Genomic DNA, 19,017 nt, shown 5'->3' on the forward strand with positions numbered 1-19,017 from the left:
GCCATGCAGATCGCCCGTCTCTCTATCGAAAAGCCGCTCTATACATGGCTTCTGATCCTGTTTTGCATCTTCGGCGGTGCTGCCGGATACCTGAGCGTGGGCAAACTGGAAGACCCAGTTTTCACACTCAAATCTGCTTTGGTCATTACCCCCTATCCCGGCGCAACCGCCGATGAGGTCGCGATTGAGGTCTCCGAAGTTCTGGAAGCTGAATTGCAGCAAATGGACGAGGTCGACACCATCACGTCGTCCAATCGGCCCGGGATCTCGGTCATCGAGATTGAGGTACGCGATACATTCGACGGCACCGAACTGCCACAGATCTGGGACGACATGCGTGATCGGGTCGCCGACGCCCTACCGGACCTGCCGCCAGGCGCTTTGCCGCCGACGGTGAACGACAGCTTCGGGGATGTGTATGGTCTGCTCTACGCGGTGAGCGCCACGGGTTACTCGGATGCGGATATCTGGGACATCGCGACGTTCCTTCGGCGAGAGCTGCTCACAGTGCCTGGGGTAGCTAATGCAGAGGCGCTCGGCCTGCCCGAGGAAGCAATCTTCGTTGAACCTTCTAGTGCCACCCTGACCGAGTTGGGCATACCGCCCAGCGCGCTTCTGGGTGCCGTTTCATCTGCCGACGATGTCAGTCCAACCGGAGCGTTGGATGTCGGCCGCATAGATTTACGCACGGAAGCACCCGCCACCGATGATAGCGTGACAGAGATCGGCGCACTAACCTTCGGATTTGCGGGCGAGGTGCTAAATCTCCTCGATGTGGCCGAAGTGAGCCGTGGCCGCGTCGACCATCCCAGTCAGATCATAAGGCACAATGGGACCGAAGCGTTTACACTCGGCGTCGCCGGTTTGACCTCTGAAAACATCGTAACGGTCGGAGCTGCTATCGAAGCCCGCTTGGCCGAAGTCGCGCCGCTTTTGCCCGCCGGTGTTACCGTCGAGCCGGTCTATGAACAGCACCGGGTCGTGGCAGAGGCAAACGATGCCTTTCTCGTAAGCCTTGCCATGTCAGTCAGCGTGGTGATTGGCGTCCTTGCTCTTTTCATGGGCTGGCGCGCGGCGATCGTTGTTGGCGGATCGCTGCTTTTGACGGTCAGCTTCACGTTCTTCTTCATGAACATCTTCGATATCAAGGTCGAGCGGATCAGCCTCGGCGCGCTCATCATTGCCATGGGGATGCTCGTGGACAACGCCATCGTGGTGGCCGAGGGCATGCAGGTTCAGATGCGCCGCGGGCGCAGCGCCAAAGACGCAGCCGCCGAGGTTGCCCGGCGCACGCAAGTGCCGCTACTTGGCGCTACGGTGATAGGGATTCTGGCCTTTGCAGGGATCGGCCTGAGCCCCGACAGCTCCGGCGAGTTTCTGTTCACACTCTTTGCCGTGATCGGCATCTCGCTTCTGTTGTCATGGCTCTTGGCCGTCACAGTGACACCGCTGCTGGCGAGCTACTTCTTCCGAACCCAACCTCAAACCGGTGTCAAAGACCCCTATGACACTCTGTTTTTCCGCGCCTACGGCAAGCTTGTTCGCGGGGCGCTTCGCTTGCGGGTGCTGGTCGTCATCGGGCTGGTCGGCGCCTTCATGGCTGGCGGCAGTGCGATGGGGCTGGTGAAGCAGCAGTTCTTTCCGCCAGCTACAACGCCGCTGGTCTACCTCAATTACATGGCCGCCCAGGGAACCACCATCAACGCAGCGGCGGATGATCTAGCCCTGCTGGAGACGTGGTTGCTTGACCGAGAGGATGTCGAGGCTGTCACGACAACCGTCGGCGGAGCTATGACCCGATTCCTGCTGACCTATACGCCAGAGGATCCCAACCCCGCCTATGGGCAGATCATTGTTCGTGTCGCCGATCACACTCAGATCCCGGTGCTTCGAGATGAGCTTGCGACATATGCCGTCGAAACAGTTCCCTGGGCAGAGACACGCGTTCAACAGATCATCTACGGTCCGCCTGTGGGAGCAGATGTGGAAGTCCGGCTAAGCGGGCCAGATAGCGACGTGCTGCGCCAGCTCGCAGCCCAGGCTCAGACGATTTTCGAGACCGAAACCGATCTTCTCATGGTCGAGCGGACTGATTGGCGCGAGCCCGAACTGGTCACCCGACCGATCTTCGCCTCTGACCGCGCTCAGGCACTCGGCATCACACGGGCCGACGTGGCGCAAGCCATTGCGCTGGCCAGCGATGGTGTCCAAGCGGGTATCCTGAGAGAGACGGACAGGCTCATTCCGATCGTCATCCGCACGCCGCGTGAGGAACAGATCGCCGGGGCAGAACTGTACGATCAGCCGATCTATGCCCCCTCGACCGAGCGGTTCTACAGCCTCAGCCAAGTCGTCGACGGGTTCAACGTCATTGCCCGCGACACGCTCATCCAACGCCGTGACCGCGTTCCAACCATCAGCGTCCAGGCCTTTACCGTGCCCGACGTGTTGCCGCCACAGGCCTTTGTCGAGGTGCGCAGCGCCATCGAAGCGATGGAGCTTCCGCCAGGCTATCGGATGGAGTGGGGCGGCGAGTTTGAAAGCGCCTCGACCGCTCAGGCAAGCTTGGGGCGGCAGATGCCGCTTGCCTTTGGATCGATGTTCCTGATCACACTGCTCCTCTTTGGCAAGCTGCGCCAAACGCTCGTGATCTGGACTGTCGTCCCCATGGCCGTGACCGGCGTGGGTCTTGGCCTTCTCTACACCGGGCTGCCTTTCAGCTTTACGGCTCTTCTCGGCCTGCTGAGCCTGTCCGGTATGCTTATCAAGAACGCCATCGTTCTTGTCGAGGAAATCGACGCCCAGAAGCAGGAAGAAGGGCTCTCGCAAACCGACGCGATCGTGACCGCCTCGGTCAGCCGTCTGCGCCCGGTGATCCTGGCTGCTGGAACGACCATCCTGGGCATGGTGCCGCTTCTGTCGGACGCATTCTTCGCATCCATGGCGGTGACGATCATGGCCGGGCTCGGCTTCGCCTCCATCCTGACACTCATCGGCGTACCGGCCATCTATCACACCTATCTCCGAAAAGAACGGCGGGCCGAAATGAAAGCCAAGACGGAAGCCGCAACTCAGCATCATCATGAGCGGGAGACTTCAGCAGAATCCCCGGACCAACTCAAGGTTGCCGCGGAATAGGAGGCGCAGGTGATGATCAAAGCTGTGTTGTTCGGATCGCTCGGCTCCATGACTGACCTGACGGATCTGGAGCGTCAGGCCTTCAATCGAGCATTCGCGGATCACGGATTGGCCCTGCGTTGGTCTCGTGACCAATACCATGCAGCGATCAGGCGGTACGGTCGTTTCTCCGGGCTCGACAGTCTTATCCCCCGGCTCGGCCAATGCGATCCAGCGACGGTCTATTCCGATGTCGAGATGCATTTCCGAGATCTAATCGACGAGACCGAGATCACGCCCGACCCATGGTTTGTCGAAGCTGCCGCGATGTTGCAGCGTAAGGCGGTTAAACTCGCCCTTGTTACAGGGGCCTCGCGTCAAACGACGCTGCGGGTCCTTGCAAGCCTTTTCCCGTCATGCGCATCGCGCGTCTTTGACATCATCACAGCGGCTGAAGATGACGCAGGGCAGAAGCCTTCGCCCCATATCTATCGGTTTGCGCTGGACGAGCTACACGTTGGGGCGAAGAATGCCATCGCTCTTGAAACCACGCGTGATGGTTTGAGGGCTGCAAAAGCCGCAGGGCTCTACACGATTTCGCTTCCGACCGGTGTCGTGGCTCCTTCCGAGCTGACACAGGCGGATGACCAACGGGCCAGAAAGCTCGACTTAAACATCTCCGAGTTCCATTTCCGCCAGTTCCAGTACCGACCTCAAGCATCCGCAAGAGTGTGAGGTGTCAATTCGAATGGCGACCCCGACAGGATTCGAACCTGTGACCTACCGCTTAGGAGGCGGTCGCTCTATCCTGCTGAGCTACGGGGCCGTTCTCTCCTTTTGTCTCTCCTGATTGCACGAGGCAAGTCTTGGCCTTCGCTTGAGGCGCCGCTAAGGACTTGTCTCCATGACGATGTGTGAAAATAGACAATGCGCAAACGAAGCCTGACGCTCCGTGACGTGTCCGAAGCCTCCGGCGTCTCAGAGATGACGGTGAGCCGCGTCCTCCGCGGCAAGGGCGATGTATCCGAGGCAACCCGGCTCAAGGTTCGCGAGGCAGCGAAACGGCTCGGCTACGTGCCCAATCAGATCGCAGGCGCACTCGCGTCGCAACGCGTCAACCTCATCGCGGTCATCATCCCGTCTCTCGCCAACATGGTATTCCCCGAAGTCCTGCGCGGGATCTCCAAAGCGCTTGAAGAGACCTCTTATCAACCCGTCATCGGCGTTACCGACTATCTCCCCGAGAAAGAGGAGAAGGTTCTTTACGAGATGCTCTCCTGGCGCCCCGCCGGGATCATCATCGCAGGCCTCGAACACTCGGAAGGTTCTCGAGCCATGCTGCGCGCCTCGGGTGTGCCCGTTGTTGAGATTATGGATGTCGACGGGGAAGCCATCGATGCCTGCGTTGGCATCTCGCATCGCCGCGCCGGTCGCCTGATGGCCGAACGGATCCTCGATGCAGGATACCGGAAAATCGGTTTCCTCGGCACCAAGATGCCGCTCGACCATCGGGCGCGGAAACGGTTCGAGGGCTTCACCGAGCGGCTTGCCAAAGGCGGTGTCGAGGTCGCGGATCAGGAATTCTATTCCGGAGGATCCGCATTGGCAAAGGGCAGGGAGATGACGGCGACGATCCTCTCGCGCTCACCCAAGCTGGATTTTCTCTACTACTCCAACGACATGATCGGGGCAGGGGGCCTGCTCTACCTTCTAGAGAGCGGGCGCCGGATACCAGACGATATCGGCCTCGCTGGTTTCAATGGAGTGGAACTGCTCGATGGTCTTCCGATCAGGCTGGCGACGATGGACGCTTGCCGCCGAGAGATCGGAGAGAAAGCAGCCGAGATCGTACTTGCCCAGTACAGCGGTGAAGTGTCCGAAGGCGAGATCCTGATCGAGCTTCAGCCAAGACTAGCCCCCGGCGATACTTTGAGAGACTGAGCTATCTCAAGCATCAGGGTCGCCAATCCAGAGAGCCGATCGGTTCGAAGACGGGATAGCTCCGTTGGGCAAATGGATCAGCCGGCAGATTTCCCCAAAGACGCCCACGCTTTTCTGGCGCCGAGGCTCAGAACAGATCCCAGGCGAGTAAAACTCTCCTCGATCCCGTCCGGTTCGTCTTCGGCCAGAAACGCGTCGATAAGGGGGAAGCTCGCGATCGCCTCATCGATCACGGCATCCGTCCCGGTCGTATAAAGCCCAGCCTGAACCATCATCTCGGACTTTTCATACAGCGCCAGCCTGCGCCGCGCCTCCATCAAGCGCGCGTTCTCGTCATCGCTCGCGGCCCCCGGAAGCGCGCGAGAGACAGAGCGCGACAGATCGACCGCCGGAAATCGCCCGCGCTCCGCAATCGACCGATCCAGAACGACGTGCCCGTCGAGCACCCCGCGCAGCATATCGGCGACCGGCTCCTCCATATCCGATCCAGCGACAAGCACGCTGAAGACCGCCGTGATATCCCCCGACGCGCCGGCTCCGGTTCCAGCACGTTCGCAAAGGGACGTAAGCGTATGCGCCGTCGACGGGGGAAACCCGCGAAGTGCGGCGCTCTCACCCGCGGCGGTCGCGATCTCCCGATGCGCCTCCGCGAGCCGAGTGATCGAGTCGACGATCAGAAGGACATTGTTCCCCTGATCCCGAAAGTACTCTGCAACCGCCATCGCCGAGAACGCACACCGCCGACGCTCCTGCGCGGGGCGGTCGGACGTCGCCGCAACAATGACAGTTCGCGCAAGTCCCTCTGCACCGAGAACCTCCTCAGCAAAATGCCGCACCTCGCGCCCGCGCTCGCCGATCAGCCCGACGACGACTACGTCAGCCGAAACACCGCGGCAGAACTGTCCAAGAAGCGTCGACTTGCCCACGCCAGACCCGGCAAAAAGCCCAACGCGCTGACCTCGCACAAGGGGAAGGAAGGTATTGAACGCCCGCAACCCCGTCGACAGGCGGTCGCCAAAGGCCCGCCGGGCAACAGGCGGAGGAGGCGGTCCCTCGATCGCAAGGGGCACCGCCCCCGGGGCCAGCGGCTTCCCATCTAGCGGCGCACCAAACGGATCGACAACCCGGCCCAGCCAAGCGGCGCTCGGCGCGATGCCCGCCCGCCCCTCAAGCAACATCCTCTGACCCGTCCGCAGCCCTGTGGACGGCCCGTCGGGCAAAGCGATGGTACGATCACCGGAGATGCGGACAATCTGTGCAAAGAAGCCGTCCGAAAGTGGTGAAAGCAGCCGCAGCCGATCGCCGATACGCCCGACGCTCCCAATACCCTCAAGAGTGATCGTCGCCGGGTCGATCGCCACGATGCGCCCGACCGGCTGCGGGCGGGCTCCCGGACCCAGTCGATCCTGCATCTCTTTGAATACCGCCTTGGCCATCAATTTCTCCGCTCTTCGTTAACAACGGTTTCTTAGGGAATCGGGGTTAAGCCTTGGTTGAAAGCCGAGGGGTAACCCCGATGTACGAAGATCTTTCCGTGTTTCGCATCGCATTCGATGCCGCCCGACACGCCGGCCAGCGTCAGGCCGTCGTGGCCCGCAACGTGGCCAACGCGGACACACCCGGATACCGCAGCCAGGACATCGAACCGTTCTCGCTCTCGGCCACGAAAGACAGCTTCGCGCCGAAATCGACCCGTCAGGGTCATCTCAGCGCGACCGAACCCGCGCGCCTCTGGTCCGTCTCAAACGTGGCCGAACCGGGGTCAATGTCGCCGAATGGAAATGACGTTTCCCTCGAAACGGAAATGCTGCGGGCAATCGACGCCGACCGCCAGCACAACCGGGCATTGGCGGTCTACAGGCACGCGATGACCGTCCTGCGGACGAGCCTCGGCAGATAGAGGTCAGATCGATGAACGAATTCAGTGACGCTCTCGGGATATCGGCCAGCGGCTTGCGCGCGCAGGCGACGCGGCTGCGCTACACGTCCGAAAACATCGCCAATACTGACACCCCGGGCTACCGCCGAAAGATTACGAGCTTCGAGGCTCATGTTGAAAAAGGGCGTCCGGACGGGACGGTGTCCTCCGGACCGATGCGGCTCGATCCGTCCGCCCTTGCCCGAATTCACGACCCCGCCCATCCGATGGCCGACGAGGCGGGATACTACGATGGATCAAACGTCAATCTCTTGATCGAAATCGCCGACGCCCGTGAGGCGCAACGCAGCTACGAGGCCAATCTCAAGATCTTCGATCAGACCCGCCAGATGTCCTCGGCCCTAATGGACCTCCTCAGACGGTAAGGAACCTGCCCCATGGAACTGACCAGCGCGCTTGCCGCCCGCTCCTACCTCGACACACGTCCCGCCACGGCGCCCGAACCGGGCGGGCTGGCCTCCGCCGCACAAAGCTTCGCCGCCACCCTTCAGGAGAGCGAGGCAACAGCCACAGCGGCCCTGACATCCGGCGCTGACCCGCATTCGCTCGTCCAGGCCCTCGCCCAGACGGAGCTGGCGATCGAAACGGCAGTCACGATCCGCGATCGGGTCGTCGAAGCCTATCAGGAAATTCTGCGGATGCCGGTCTGATCCAGATGACAGAGCCGCTTTTTTACGACGTGCTGAGGCAAGGCCTTTGGATCTCGGCCATCATCTCTCTGCCGATCCTGAGCGTCGCGCTTATCGCGGGCGTCACTGTGGGACTCTTTCAGGCGCTGACCTCGGTCCAGGAGATGACGCTGACCTTCGTGCCGAAGCTCGGCGCGATCGTCGCCGTCTTCTGGGTCACGATGAACTTCATGACCGAAACGCTGGTGGCCTTCTTCACCGATCGGCTCGTGCCCCTCATCGCGGGAGGATGAAAGATGGATAACGCCGGATATGCCGCCCTGACCCGCCAGAGCGGGCTGATGAACGAGATGCGGCTGATCGCAAACAACATCGCCAACACCTCGACGACCGGCTACCGTCAAGAGGGGATCATCTTCTCCGAATACGTCGCCGATATCGGTGAGGCGCCATCGCTTTCCATGGCAACGGGCCGCGTCAAGATGACGTCGCAAAGCCAGGGCGCCCTGACCCAGACAGGAAACCCCTTCGATCTGGCGATCGAAGGGGACGGCTACTTTCAGATCGAAACCACTGAGGGACTTCGCCTGACCCGCGCTGGGCACTTCACCCCGAATGCAGAGGGCGATCTAGTGACCCCCGACGGTCATCGCGTTCTTGACGCTGGCGGGGCGCCCGTCTTCGTTCCGACGGATCTCGGCACGGTGGGCATCGCGGCGGACGGTACCGTCAGCGCCGGCGGCACGCCTCTAGCCCAGATCGGAGTGGTCCAGCCCTCTGATCCCACTGCCCTGATGCGCGAGCAAGGAACCCTCTTCGTGCCCGAAGGCGAGGTCCTCCCCGTCGAAAATGGCCGCATCCTTCAAGGATTTCTGGAGGAATCAAATGTGTCCCCCGTCCTGCAAATCTCTCGGATGATCGAGGTTCAACGGGCCTACGAACTTGGCCAGTCCTTCCTCGAAAACGAAGACGAGCGGATGCGCTCCGTCTTCCGTCTGCTCGGCCGTTAAGGAGAAGATCGCGATGCGCGCACTCAAGATCGCAGCCACCGGCATGACCGCACAGCAGATGCGGGTCGAAGTCATATCGAACAATCTCGCGAATATGAGCACGACGGGCTACAACGCCCGTCGCGCGGAATTCGCCGACCTCCATTACCAGCAGATCTCCCGCCCCGGAACGATCAACGCCACCGACGGGACGGTCCTGCCCACGGGTGTCCAGGCGGGTCTGGGCGTGCGAACCGCGTCGGTTTCGATGATCCTCTCCCAAGGATCACTGTCCGCGACCAACGGCGATCTCGACCTCGCAATCGAAGGCGAAGGCTATCTCGAGGTCACTCTGCCTGACGGGCGCCAGGCCTATACCCGCGACGGGGGCCTCAAGCGCACGGGCGATGGCCTGATCGTGACGTCCGACGGCTTTCCGGTCGCGCCGGAAATCACCATCCCGCGGGATGCACGCTCGATCTCGATCAACGCCGAAGGAGAGGTCTACGCCTATTTCAACGACCGGGTCGAACCAGAGCTTCTCGGTCAGTTCACACTGGCCGGCTTCACCAACCCACGTGGCCTTGAAGCGATCGGTAGCAACCTTTTTCTCGAAACCAGTGCATCGGGCCCCGCAGCGATTGCCGAACCAGGCCGGGACGGACTTGGTGTCGTGCGCCAAGGATATCTCGAAGACAGCTCGGTTGATTCGGTGAAAGAAATCACGGATCTGATCGAAGCCCAGCGCGGGTACGAGATGAACTCCAAGGTCATCAGCGCCGCCGATCAGATGCTTGGCGCCACGGTCCAGATCAGATGATCCGCACCGCCTTCGTTCTATTCCTACTCGGCGGTCCGGCTGTTGCCGACACGATCGTCGCGACCCGCACGATCCGTCCGCAAAGCATCATCACCTCAGGCGATATCGAACGCCGCGATGGCGTCGTCTCCGGCGCAATCGACAACGTTGATCTCGTCGTCGGAATGGAGGCACGGTCAGCTCTCTACCCGGGCCGTCCCATCCTCTTCGCGCAAATCGGCCCGCCCGCCATCGTCGAGCGCAATCAGATCCTGACGCTCGTTTTCCAGGAGGGCGCGCTGACGATTTCGACGGAGGGCCGGGCATTGGGCCGAGGTGCTGCGGGAGAGAAGATCCGCGTGATGAACCTCGCCTCCCGAAACACCGTCACGGCACTGATCGGACAGGATGGAACCGCCTATGTCTCAAACTAGAACCGTCATCATCCTTGCCGGGCTATGCCTTGCCGCATTGGCGGGATGCGCCCGCGTGAAGGATATCGGTCAGGCGCCTGACCTGACCCCGGCCACCGCAACGCCGGAACATGCGGCAATGCTGACGCCCAGCCTGCCTTTCGACCTCGTCCCGGACACGCCGACCGACAACGCCTCGCTCTGGGAAAGTGGCCCCCGGTCGCTTCTCGGCGACCGCCGCGCCATGACCCGTGGCGACATCCTGACCGTCGTTGTGGAAATCGACGACAAGGCCGAGATCTCAAACTCGACCGAACGGTCGCGCGGTGCATCTGAGGATCTGTCCGTTCCCTCGCTCCTCGGGATTCCACAACGGGTCGACCCGCGGCTTCCGGAAGGTGCGTCGCTCGCAGATGCCGTGCAGCTCGACTCCTCCAGCAACTCCAGTGGGGACGGTTCGGTGCGTCGCAACGAAAAACTCACGCTGCGGATCGCCGCGACGATCACCGACGTGATGCCGAACGGCGTCCTCGCTATATCGGGCAGTCAGGAGGTGCGCGTGAACTTCGAGGTGCGCGAGCTTCTCGTCAGCGGATTCGTCCGACCGGAGGACATTACCCGCCAGAACGAGATCACCTATGACAAGATCGCGTCGGCCCGTGTGTCCTACGGCGGACGCGGCCAGATTACTGACGTACAGCAGCCCCGCTACGGCCAGCAGATCACCGATATCCTCCTGCCGTTCTGATCCACCATGCGCCTGATTGCCCCCCTTGTTCTTTTCCTTCTTCTGACTGGCGCGGGCGTCGGTGCGGGCCTTGCCTTGCGGCCGGCACCCGACCCCGAAGCGGAGAAGGAGGGGGAAATGAAAGAGGTTGAGGAGGAGAAAGGCCCATCGGCCTTCGCCCGGCTCGGCAATCAGTTCGTTGTGCCCGTCCTGGACAACGGCGAAGTCAGCGATCTGGTCGTCATCACCCTAAGCGTCGAAGTTACGGAGGGCTCCGAAGATCTCGTCTATACGCGAGAGCCCAAGCTCCGCGATGCGTTTCTGAGGGTTCTCTTCGAACACGCCAATGCGGGCGGGTTTGGCGGTGATTTCACCGAAACGCAGCTTCTGGATGTTTTGCGGGAACATCTTCGGGTCGCCGCTATCGCAGTCGTCGGCGACACTGTCATCGACGTCCTGATAATCGAAGTCGTTCGGCAGGAAGTCTGACCCCGATCTCAACAATTCTCACCGCTTCCCGGTAAGCTGACGCAGCACATCATATCGGCCGAATGTCCGCTTCATGCGATCGCGCTGATCAGCGCTCTCCGCCCGAATCCGTGCCAGATCGCGAAGCAGCTTGTCCCTCTCCGCATTGCCCCATCGGCGCCACGCGATCTCCGCGCTGGCGAGAATCGCGGGATCGCCTTCGGCCGCCTCGGGATCGAAACGTCGCTTCAGAAGGGTATCGAGACGGCTGATCGCAGCTTCGATGGCGCGCTGACGCTCCAGTACCTCCCGAAAGCGGGCCTGTTCAGCCTGCCACATCGCCTCGCTGACCTCTGAGAGCCCGGCGAGGCGGGCGGGCGCGGGCCGTTTCATTTCAGCTTCTTCTTGCTTAGCCGGTCGGCAAACCGGATCGCCGCCGCCACAGCCCTGTAGTGATCCGGGTGGATCTGATCTCCCACCTCGACGCTTGCGTGAAGTGCACGGGCGGTCGGCGGATCACTATGGATCGGCACTCCGGCCTCTGCAGCGATCTGGCGGATCTGCAGCGCGATCTCATCAACACCTTTGGCCAGGCAAACCGGCGCGCTGCCAGGGTTGCGGTCCCATCCCAGGGCGACGGCAAAATGCGTCGGGTTCACAACGATGACATCGGCTTTCGGCACCTCCGCCCGAATGTTCCGTGCCGCGATCTCCTGCGCCTTCTGGCGGCGTTTCTGCTTCATCGCGGGATCACCCTCGGTCGTCTTGAACTCGTCCATCAACTCCTTCCGCGTCATCCGGTGCTTGCGCAGATGCTCCGCCCGCTGAAACAGCAGATCAAGAGCGCCAAAAACGGCCGCAATCACAAGAACCACGACCAGAAACCGGATCAGCATCGTCCCGAGAAACGCGGCGGCGAGCGGCGGATCGAGTGTCGCAACCGACAGAAGCTCGGCCCTGTACCGAATGAACACGGCAGCCAGGACACCTGATATGAGAACAAGTTTCAGAAAGCTCTTCAAAAACTCGAAAAGACCGGACCGCCCGAACTTGTTCTTCGCATTCTGGATCGGAGAGATCCGCGACAGCTTGGGCGTGAGCTTCGTCGGTGCAAAGATCAGCGCGCGCTGCCCGATCACACAAAGCAGCGCGCAAATCGCCGGGATCAAAACCCATGGCGCCGTGCCGATAAAGGCAGCCCAGATCAGCCCGCCCGCGATCGCTGTGCCTGCGCCATCGAAGAACAGCCGCGGCAACGCATCCGCCTGATCGAGCGGAATGGCGAGCGCGGTGCCCAGCTGTATTGTCGCACCGCCGCCCATCGCAAGGGCCGCGAGCAAAAGCCCGCCATAGGCGGCAGCCGTGATCAGATCATTCGATCGCGGCACTTCCCCCTTCCTGCGCGCATCGTCGAGCTTCTTCTGGGACGGTTCGTGTTCCTTTTCGCCCTCGTCCTGACCACTCATCGCGGCATCGCCCCAGGCTCCGAAAGAAACCGCATCAGCGCGTCACTCCACAAGGCCAGTCCGAACGGCAGCGTCAAGAAGAGGAGAAAGAGCCCGCCAGCGGTGATTGCCGGGGCGCCCACAAACGTCACCATCAGCTGTGGCATCGCGCGATTGATGACGCCAAGCGCCACGTTGTAGAGCGTCGACACAATAAGGAACGGCGCGGCGAGCGAGAAGGCGAGCGCGAAGCTTTCCGCCACATGGGCGACGCCCACTAACGAGACAGTTCGCGGGTCGGGAAGCTGCCCGGCGGGCATCAGGTCATAGGTGCTGATCATAGTCGTCGCCAACGCGACATGCAGATCCATAATGGCCGCCAGAGCCAGGCCCGCGACGACCATCACGCTGGAGATCGCGGGCTGGGGCTCCATCCCCGCGGATCCGCCGAAGATCTGCGACAGCGATGTCGACTGGGCCGCGATCGCTCCAGCCATGGCAAGCGCATGAACGAACAGGCGGATCAGGATACCCCAGAAGAGGCCGATGACGACCTCTGCGCCCAAAGCCGCGGCCGCCCCCGCTACAAGCGGGGGGGGTTGGGACACGACCGCCGGCGCTACGACCAAAGTGAAAGCGAGTGTTAGCACCAGGCGGACCCGAACAGGCACAGACCGTTCGCCGAAGACCGGGAGCATCGCCATCATCGCCCCAATCCGCAGAAAGACGGCGAAGCCCGCCACGATCATGGCGCGGATATCCTCGATCAGCGGCGTCAGATCTGCGATCACGCAGGTACCAGACCGACGAGCGACGGACGGGCATCGACCCCGATTTCCTCGAACGAGAGAACGGGATTGGGGATGCCCTTTGCCGTCATGACGGCACGCAGGAACCGTCGGCGGCGGCTGGAGGTCACGATGGCAGGGAAAATCCCTGCCTCCGACGCCTCGGCGATCCGCTCCGCAATCGCACTGGCCAGACGGTTGAAGTCATCGGGTGGCAGGGCGATATCGGTGGCGCCGCGATCGCTCGTGACCTGATAGGTGGCGAACGTGTCTTCCCATTCGGGCGCCAGCTGAACCAGCGGGATTGTCCCATCGGCCCGGCGCATCTCGGCGACAAGCTGAAACCCCATCCGTTGCCGCACATGTTCGGCAACGCCCTCGGCCGAGCTGTGCAGAAGCCGCCCCTCCGCCGCCGCCTCTATGATGAGAGGGAGGTTGCGGATCGACACCTTCTCTTCCAGCAGAAGACGCAGGACCGACAGCAGAATATCGACGCTCAGCCGGTCAGGGATCACCTCGTCAAGCATCCGCTGGTTGGCCTCTGCTCGCTCACCGTCGGTGAGGCGCGTCATCTCATCAAGCAGGCGGCGCAAGGATTTTAGCGTCAGAAGCCGGGCGAAGTTCTGCTTGATCACCTCAAGAAGGTGCGTCGCAAGGATTTCCGGTGGCAGAACCGTGGTGAGCCCGGCAATCTCCACGATCTCCTGGTCATCCGCCGCGATCCATCGGGCAGGCGCCCCATAGACCGGCTCCTTCGTGTCCTCGCCCGGGGCGGGCACCTCTTCCGCTGCCGATGCCAGTGCCAGAACGCGGTCGGGTCGCAGCTCCGCTCGGGCCTGCTCCACCCCCTGAATGCGAATGATGTAATGGCGTGGTGGCAGCGACGGCTCATCCGTCAGCCGGATCTCAGGCAGAAGCATGCCGTATCGCGTCGCCACATGGGTGCGCATATTGGCGATCCGCGCGTCAAGCCCGGTCCCGGGGTCAAGTACCATGCTGACAAGGTCAGGCGCGAACTCCACATGGATATCGTCGATGTCGAGCACATCGGCCATCCGGGGTTTGGCCGCCGTCAGTTCCGCCTCGTCCTGCGCCTTAGGTTCGGCTTCGGCCGTGTCCCGCCGCGCAGCAAGGAATGCGCAAACGCCGAGGACGACAGCGCCCAGCAGAAACGGCCCGACGGGCAGGCCGGGCACAAAACCGAACAACGCCATCAAGACCGCCACCGTCGCAAGGGCGGCGGGATGACGGCCAAGCTGAGAGACGATGGCAAGATCCGTCGCACCGCTGGCCCCGCCGCGCGCAAGTAGCAGAGCCGACGCGATCGAGATGATCACGGCGGGGATCTGTGACACCAGGCCATCGCCGATGGTAAGGATCGTGTAGGTTTCGAACGCCCGGCCGATCGGCATCTGGTGGACCAGCGTGCCGATCAGAAGCCCGACAACAAGGTTGAGAAGCGTGATGAGGAGCCCCGCAATCGCGTCGCCCTTCACGAATTTCGATGCACCATCGAGCGAACCGAAGAAGGTCGTCTCGGCCAGTTCGCGCTCCCGACGCTCGCGGGCTTCCTCGTGGGTGATGGCACCGGCCGACATGTCGCTGTCGATGGCAAGCTGGCGCCCGGGCATGCCATCTAGGGCAAAGCGGGCGCCGACCTCGGCCATCCGCGTTGCACCCTTGTTGATCACGACGAAGTTCACGATCAGCAGGACGCCGAAGATCACGAGCCCCATGAAGACCGAACCGCTGATCACGAACATCGCGAACCCTTCGATCACATTGCCCGCCGCCTGGGTGCCCGTATGTCCCTCGCCGATGATGAGCTTCGTTGACGAGACGTTCAGCGACAGCCGAAGCATCAGCGAGGCAAGCAGAATTGTCGGAAAGGCCGAGAAATCGAGGGGCCGTTCGATAAAAAGCGTGACCGTGAAGATCAGGATCGCGAGGGCAAAGCTGGCCGCGAGCCCGATATCGAGAATCCATGCCGGCATCGGCAGGATCATCATGGCGATCACCGCCATAAGCGCGAGCGCCAGAAGCGTCGTCGGGCGGAACAAGGTTGCAGACCATGTCGGGGTCATCCGCGATCGCGCCCGATATGGAATAGCGACCCGGGCGAGGCAGGGCGCCCGCCGCCCCTGAGCAGCGGAAAGGTGTTTGTGCGCTGGGGCCGGACCGGACTCGGCGGCGGCTCATCCACCCTCTGCGCAAGGCGGGCGTAGTGACTATCAAATCTGGCGCGATAGGCATTCGCGATGCGGTCGGTTCTCGAATGATAGGCGCCGGCCGCTTTCGACCAGCTGCCGGTCTCCACATAGAGGTCGCGCAGAAATCGGGCGGCATAGGCCGCATTCCTGGCAGGATCGAACATCTCGTCGATTGAGGTGAAATGGCGGCCGTGCCAGCGGTAGTTGATCTGGAAACAGCCGGTATCGAAGCTCTGTTGCCCTTCGGCGAGGGTGCGGTTGGCAAAGCTGGCCGCCTCTGCACGCGTCGAGAACCAGTGGCCGCGATCCCCCGTATTCACGGTCCAGGGCCACGGCGCGAACCGCCCGTCCTGGGTTCGTCCCGTCTCTGTCAGAGCGACGGCGAGCAAAACAGGCAAAGGCACATTCTCTGTCCGGGAGGCGGTTGCTGCGGCCACCTCGCAGACGCCGCTTGGCTCGAACGGGGCCGCACTTGCTGAAGTACCGGTGAAGAAACAGATGGCCTGAAACACCGCCAACCAAAGCAGGCAACTAAGGCTTCCCCTTGCAGGGCGTTTGGCCATTCTGACACCCGTTTTCTGCGACATGCGCCTCCCGGTCTAGCGGGTGGTGGTTTGCAAATGGTTAGCGCGACAGCGATCCTTCGCCGTCCAGCTCGGCCTCGTCGGCAAGAAGGGCGCCGATCGCGCCGCGCAGCTCGGTTGACCGATCGATCATCTCTCGCCGTTCCGCCAGCGGGCCGGCGGACGATGGTGGCATCGGCGCGTTGGACAGTATGACAACCGGCGTCTCTTCGATGACCCGAGCCTGCGGAAGCTCTTTCGATGCGGCCGCAAACGGCTCGGATCCTCGCAGGCTTTGAGCCATGTCGGGCAGGCGCATGTTATCCAGCCGGTCGGCAGCCGCCGTCTTGGCCGGAACGGACAGGGCCCGCGCATCGATCTCGGAGACCAGACGCAGGAAGGTGCCGTCAGACGCAACTTCTGTTGCCGCCAAGACCGCGCGAGAGGTCAGGTCCCGTCGCCGGTTGATGCCGGTCACGCGATCTTCCGCGGTATCGACTGCGGCGCGGTATTCCCGGCGAGAGATCCGTGCGTCGACAAGTGCCTCGGCCAGCGCAAGGCCGTCCGGCCCGCCCCGGTGTTCACGGTAGAGCGCTTCGGCCAGGGTCACGAGGTCTTCCGCCACCTCGCTTCCGCCCGAGATCTCAAGGGCGATAAGCGATGTCAGCGCCTCCGGCGTCACCCGTACGCTCGTATCCGCCAGGTCTTCCAATGCAGCGCGGCCGGCAGCTTCCTGACCCGAGGCGCTATCGATCCGCGCCTGAAGGATCGTCTCGTCATGCAGCACGGATTGGGAAAAGCGCAGAATGATATCGGCGAGTTCCGGGTCCCCGCCATCGAGTATGCGTTGGGCAAGCAATGCGCCGATCCGCGGCCGCAGACCCTCTGGGATCGCCAAAAGGCTGGCCTGGACCGCCTCGACATCGAACCCCGGCCGCCCCGGGGCCGTCGCTCCGGCGAGCACCGCCCAAACCGCCAGCGGACCATCGCATCCGGCAAAGCCATCCCGCGGCACCGTAAGGCGCTCTTCATCCAGGATTGCCGCGATCGCTTCAACCGCGCGCCAGCCATCCGCGCCATCGCCATAATCGCGCGCAACCGCTCGCGCCTCGTGGCCGAAACCGAAGGAGAGGTAGGCGCGCGCCAGATCCAGAGCGGCCCCTGTATCCAGCCTGTCGAACTCTCCAAACAACTTCGCGCGCTCGTTGGCGAGGCGTTCGTGAAGCGGGGCATCTGTTGTCCAGGCGGCAAGATCAAACAGAGCGGCATCAAAGCAGCCCGACTCGGCCGCCGCGTTGGGGCCGCGATGCGGCCGCGCCTTCTCGATAGCCGTCTGCGATCGAAGAAGGATATGGTCCGACCCAAGCCCGGATAGCGGATCCAGGGGATCGGGCGGAAGCTCTGCGACGAGCGCGGGATCGTCGTCCTGCGGAGGCTGCATGTCCTCCGGATTGGCGAGATCCAAGAGGCCTTCGGACGCGGCCCGGGACAAGCTGTCGAGCAACGCCTCCCGCGCCGCCGTCACCCGGTCCGGCGGAGGAGCCATCACCTCCGCCACATCACCCTCGGCAACATCACCCTCCGGAGAAGAAATGGAAGGGCGCTGGGGCAACGGCGTTAGCCGATCGTCACTGAGAAGAGGCAGCGCCACCGATCCCTCGGCAGTCCTAGCGGCCGGGGTCCCGGCCGGGCGCCGCCGCCCGGTTTCCCGGTCGCGAATGTCGACGACGAGCGAGCGCCCCTGAAACGTCTCTGCCTCTGCAGGACAGTCACAGGCCAGGACAAGCTCGATCCGGCCGTTGCCCGCATCGACCACGTCAGTCAGCCGTTCCCGCGGGATACGCTCGAACAAGCCGTCGAGGTCGAACACCGCACCCGAGCCATAGTCGAGCGCATAGCCCCTCTCCGTGGGTTCAAAAAGCCAATCGGTCCCGTCGGGAAGATCGAAGACCAGCCGGGTGAACCCGATATGTTCACCCGCGCGCGCATCAATCGTCTGCGCGGAAAGCGTCACACCCCAAAGCGACAGGCAAAGCACGAGGAAAACTCGTATCACGCGGCCTCCTTCCGCACGGATTTCAGCGCATCCTCAAGTTCGCCATAGCTCGGGCGCTTATGGCTTGGCGTGTTTTGGCGCCCGACTTCGATGCAGATATTCGTCGGATGCTCGTGCAGGTTGGCGATCAGCACCTCGCGGATCAGCTGATAGAAATGCGCGTCTTCCTCGACGATCATCTTCACCTTTGTCGCGAAAGGCCCGAAGAACCCGTAGGCGAGGAACACCCCCAGAAAGGTACCGACCAAGGCGCCGCCGATCATCTTGCCGAGGATTTCCGGCGGCTGGTCGATGGACCCCATAGTCTTGATCACGCCAAGCACGGCGGCGACGATCCCCAACGCGGGCAGCCCGTCAGCAATCGTCTGAAGCGCATGGCTGGAATGCAGCCGGTGATGCAGACCCGCTTCCAACCGGTTCTCGAGGATTTCCTCTACCTGGTGAGGATCGTCGTAGTTCATCGAGGCCGACCGCAAGGTGTCGCAGATCATCGCTACGGCCTCGTCGTCGGCCAGAATACGGGGATAGCGCCCGAAAACGTCGGACGTGTCGGGTGTCTCGATATGTTCTTCCAGCGCGATCGCATTGGACCGGGCCAGTCGGATCAGTTCGAAGAGAAGGCAAAGCAGATCCCGGTAATCCTCAGGCTTCCAACGCGGGCCCTTGAAGACCTTCAGGATGTCCTTGGCCGTGTGCTTGATCCCGGCCGCATCGTTGCTGAGGACAAAGGCCCCGGTCGCGGCCCCGCCGATCATGATCATCTCGAAGGGCAGGGATTTCAGGATGATCCCCAGCTTACCGCCGGCCAGCAGATAGCCGCCGAACACCATCACAAAGACGATCACGATGCCGATCATGCCGATCATGGCACAAGAACCCCCAAAGGCTGACTCGAAGCGAGCTTCGCAGACGGGCGTTAACAAACCCTCTCCA

General features: G+C 62.4%; 20 protein-coding genes and 1 tRNA gene. 12 read left to right on the plus strand and 9 right to left on the minus strand.

The window, feature by feature from the left end:
- Positions 1-3 precede the first annotated feature (3 nt).
- Positions 4-3,138, plus strand: a complete 3,135-nt coding sequence (locus AADZ90_RS02570; RefSeq protein WP_367309328.1) for an efflux RND transporter permease subunit — start codon at positions 4-6, stop codon at positions 3,136-3,138.
- A 12-nt stretch (positions 3,139-3,150) separates the two neighbouring features.
- A complete protein-coding gene (locus AADZ90_RS02575) occupies positions 3,151-3,852 on the plus strand; it encodes an HAD family hydrolase (protein WP_367309327.1) in 702 nt (233 codons plus the stop codon).
- 14 nt (positions 3,853-3,866) lie between these two features.
- On the opposite strand, the gene AADZ90_RS02580 is transcribed toward AADZ90_RS02575, so the two are convergent.
- Positions 3,867-3,943 (minus strand) — tRNA-Arg (locus AADZ90_RS02580).
- Between the two features lie 101 nt (positions 3,944-4,044).
- Here AADZ90_RS02580 and AADZ90_RS02585 point away from each other — a divergent pair.
- Entirely contained in the window at positions 4,045-5,058 is a 1,014-nt protein-coding gene (locus tag AADZ90_RS02585; RefSeq protein WP_367309326.1) for a LacI family DNA-binding transcriptional regulator, read from the plus strand.
- 77 nt (positions 5,059-5,135) lie between these two features.
- On the opposite strand, the gene AADZ90_RS02590 is transcribed toward AADZ90_RS02585, so the two are convergent.
- The gene (locus AADZ90_RS02590; RefSeq protein WP_367309325.1) at positions 5,136-6,494 is read right to left on the minus strand and encodes a FliI/YscN family ATPase; all 1,359 of its coding nucleotides are present in this window, start codon (positions 6,492-6,494) and stop codon (positions 5,136-5,138) included.
- Positions 6,495-6,592: 98 nt separating this feature from the next.
- On the opposite strand from AADZ90_RS02590, the gene AADZ90_RS02595 reads away from it, so the two are divergent.
- From AADZ90_RS02595 to AADZ90_RS02635, 9 genes are read left to right on the plus strand one after another with little or no spacing between them, the layout of a single operon-like run.
- Complete coding sequence (locus tag AADZ90_RS02595) at positions 6,593-6,958, plus strand: FlgB family protein (RefSeq protein WP_411996924.1); 366 nt, start codon at positions 6,593-6,595, stop codon at positions 6,956-6,958.
- A gap of 11 nt (positions 6,959-6,969) precedes the next feature.
- On the plus strand, positions 6,970-7,362 hold the full coding sequence (gene flgC / locus AADZ90_RS02600; RefSeq protein ID WP_367309323.1) for a flagellar basal body rod protein FlgC: 393 nt from the start codon (positions 6,970-6,972) through the stop codon (positions 7,360-7,362).
- A gap of 12 nt (positions 7,363-7,374) precedes the next feature.
- Positions 7,375-7,647 carry a flagellar hook-basal body complex protein FliE gene (gene fliE, locus AADZ90_RS02605; protein WP_367309322.1) on the plus strand — a complete coding sequence of 91 codons (273 nt, stop codon included), beginning with the start codon at positions 7,375-7,377 and terminating at the stop codon, positions 7,645-7,647.
- A 5-nt stretch (positions 7,648-7,652) separates the two neighbouring features.
- The gene (locus AADZ90_RS02610; RefSeq protein WP_367309321.1) at positions 7,653-7,919 is read left to right on the plus strand and encodes a flagellar biosynthetic protein FliQ; all 267 of its coding nucleotides are present in this window, start codon (positions 7,653-7,655) and stop codon (positions 7,917-7,919) included.
- Positions 7,920-7,922: 3 nt separating this feature from the next.
- Positions 7,923-8,636, plus strand: coding sequence for a flagellar hook-basal body complex protein (locus AADZ90_RS02615; protein ID WP_367309320.1), 714 nt, complete (start codon positions 7,923-7,925; stop codon positions 8,634-8,636).
- A 13-nt stretch (positions 8,637-8,649) separates the two neighbouring features.
- A complete protein-coding gene (gene flgG / locus AADZ90_RS02620) occupies positions 8,650-9,435 on the plus strand; it encodes a flagellar basal-body rod protein FlgG (RefSeq protein WP_367309319.1) in 786 nt (261 codons plus the stop codon).
- A complete protein-coding gene (gene flgA / locus AADZ90_RS02625) occupies positions 9,432-9,848 on the plus strand; it encodes a flagellar basal body P-ring formation chaperone FlgA (RefSeq protein ID WP_367309318.1) in 417 nt (138 codons plus the stop codon). The genes flgG and flgA overlap by 4 nt, the downstream gene beginning before the upstream one ends.
- Positions 9,835-10,575, plus strand: coding sequence for a flagellar basal body L-ring protein FlgH (gene flgH, locus AADZ90_RS02630; protein WP_367309317.1), 741 nt, complete (start codon positions 9,835-9,837; stop codon positions 10,573-10,575). Before flgA ends, flgH begins: the two co-directional genes overlap by 14 nt.
- 6 nt (positions 10,576-10,581) lie before the next feature.
- Positions 10,582-11,043 carry a flagellar basal body-associated FliL family protein gene (locus tag AADZ90_RS02635; RefSeq protein WP_367309316.1) on the plus strand — a complete coding sequence of 154 codons (462 nt, stop codon included), beginning with the start codon at positions 10,582-10,584 and terminating at the stop codon, positions 11,041-11,043.
- An 18-nt stretch (positions 11,044-11,061) separates the two neighbouring features.
- On the opposite strand, the gene AADZ90_RS02640 is transcribed toward AADZ90_RS02635, so the two are convergent.
- The 7 genes from AADZ90_RS02640 to motA form a co-directional block, all read right to left on the minus strand.
- Complete coding sequence (locus AADZ90_RS02640; protein ID WP_367309315.1) at positions 11,062-11,415, minus strand: hypothetical protein; 354 nt, start codon at positions 11,413-11,415, stop codon at positions 11,062-11,064.
- Positions 11,412-12,488 (minus strand): flagellar type III secretion system protein FlhB, encoded by a 1,077-nt coding sequence (flhB, locus tag AADZ90_RS02645; protein ID WP_367309314.1) that lies wholly within the window; start codon positions 12,486-12,488, stop codon positions 11,412-11,414. The genes AADZ90_RS02640 and flhB overlap by 4 nt, the downstream gene beginning before the upstream one ends.
- Complete coding sequence (locus AADZ90_RS02650; RefSeq protein ID WP_367309313.1) at positions 12,485-13,258, minus strand: flagellar biosynthetic protein FliR; 774 nt, start codon at positions 13,256-13,258, stop codon at positions 12,485-12,487. Before AADZ90_RS02650 ends, flhB begins: the two co-directional genes overlap by 4 nt.
- Complete coding sequence (flhA, locus tag AADZ90_RS02655; protein ID WP_367309312.1) at positions 13,255-15,339, minus strand: flagellar biosynthesis protein FlhA; 2,085 nt, start codon at positions 15,337-15,339, stop codon at positions 13,255-13,257. Before flhA ends, AADZ90_RS02650 begins: the two co-directional genes overlap by 4 nt.
- Entirely contained in the window at positions 15,336-15,869 is a 534-nt protein-coding gene (locus AADZ90_RS02660; protein WP_411996925.1) for a transglycosylase SLT domain-containing protein, read from the minus strand. Before AADZ90_RS02660 ends, flhA begins: the two co-directional genes overlap by 4 nt.
- Positions 15,870-16,089: 220 nt before the next feature.
- Positions 16,090-18,084, minus strand: coding sequence for a hypothetical protein (locus AADZ90_RS02665; RefSeq protein ID WP_367309310.1), 1,995 nt, complete (start codon positions 18,082-18,084; stop codon positions 16,090-16,092).
- Complete coding sequence (gene motA, locus AADZ90_RS02670; protein ID WP_367309309.1) at positions 18,081-18,950, minus strand: flagellar motor stator protein MotA; 870 nt, start codon at positions 18,948-18,950, stop codon at positions 18,081-18,083. The genes AADZ90_RS02665 and motA overlap by 4 nt, the downstream gene beginning before the upstream one ends.
- Positions 18,951-19,017 lie beyond the last annotated feature (67 nt).

Source organism: Aestuariibius violaceus (assembly GCF_040779325.2).
In the GTDB taxonomy this organism is placed as follows: Bacteria; Pseudomonadota; Alphaproteobacteria; order Rhodobacterales; family Rhodobacteraceae; genus Aestuariibius; species Aestuariibius violaceus.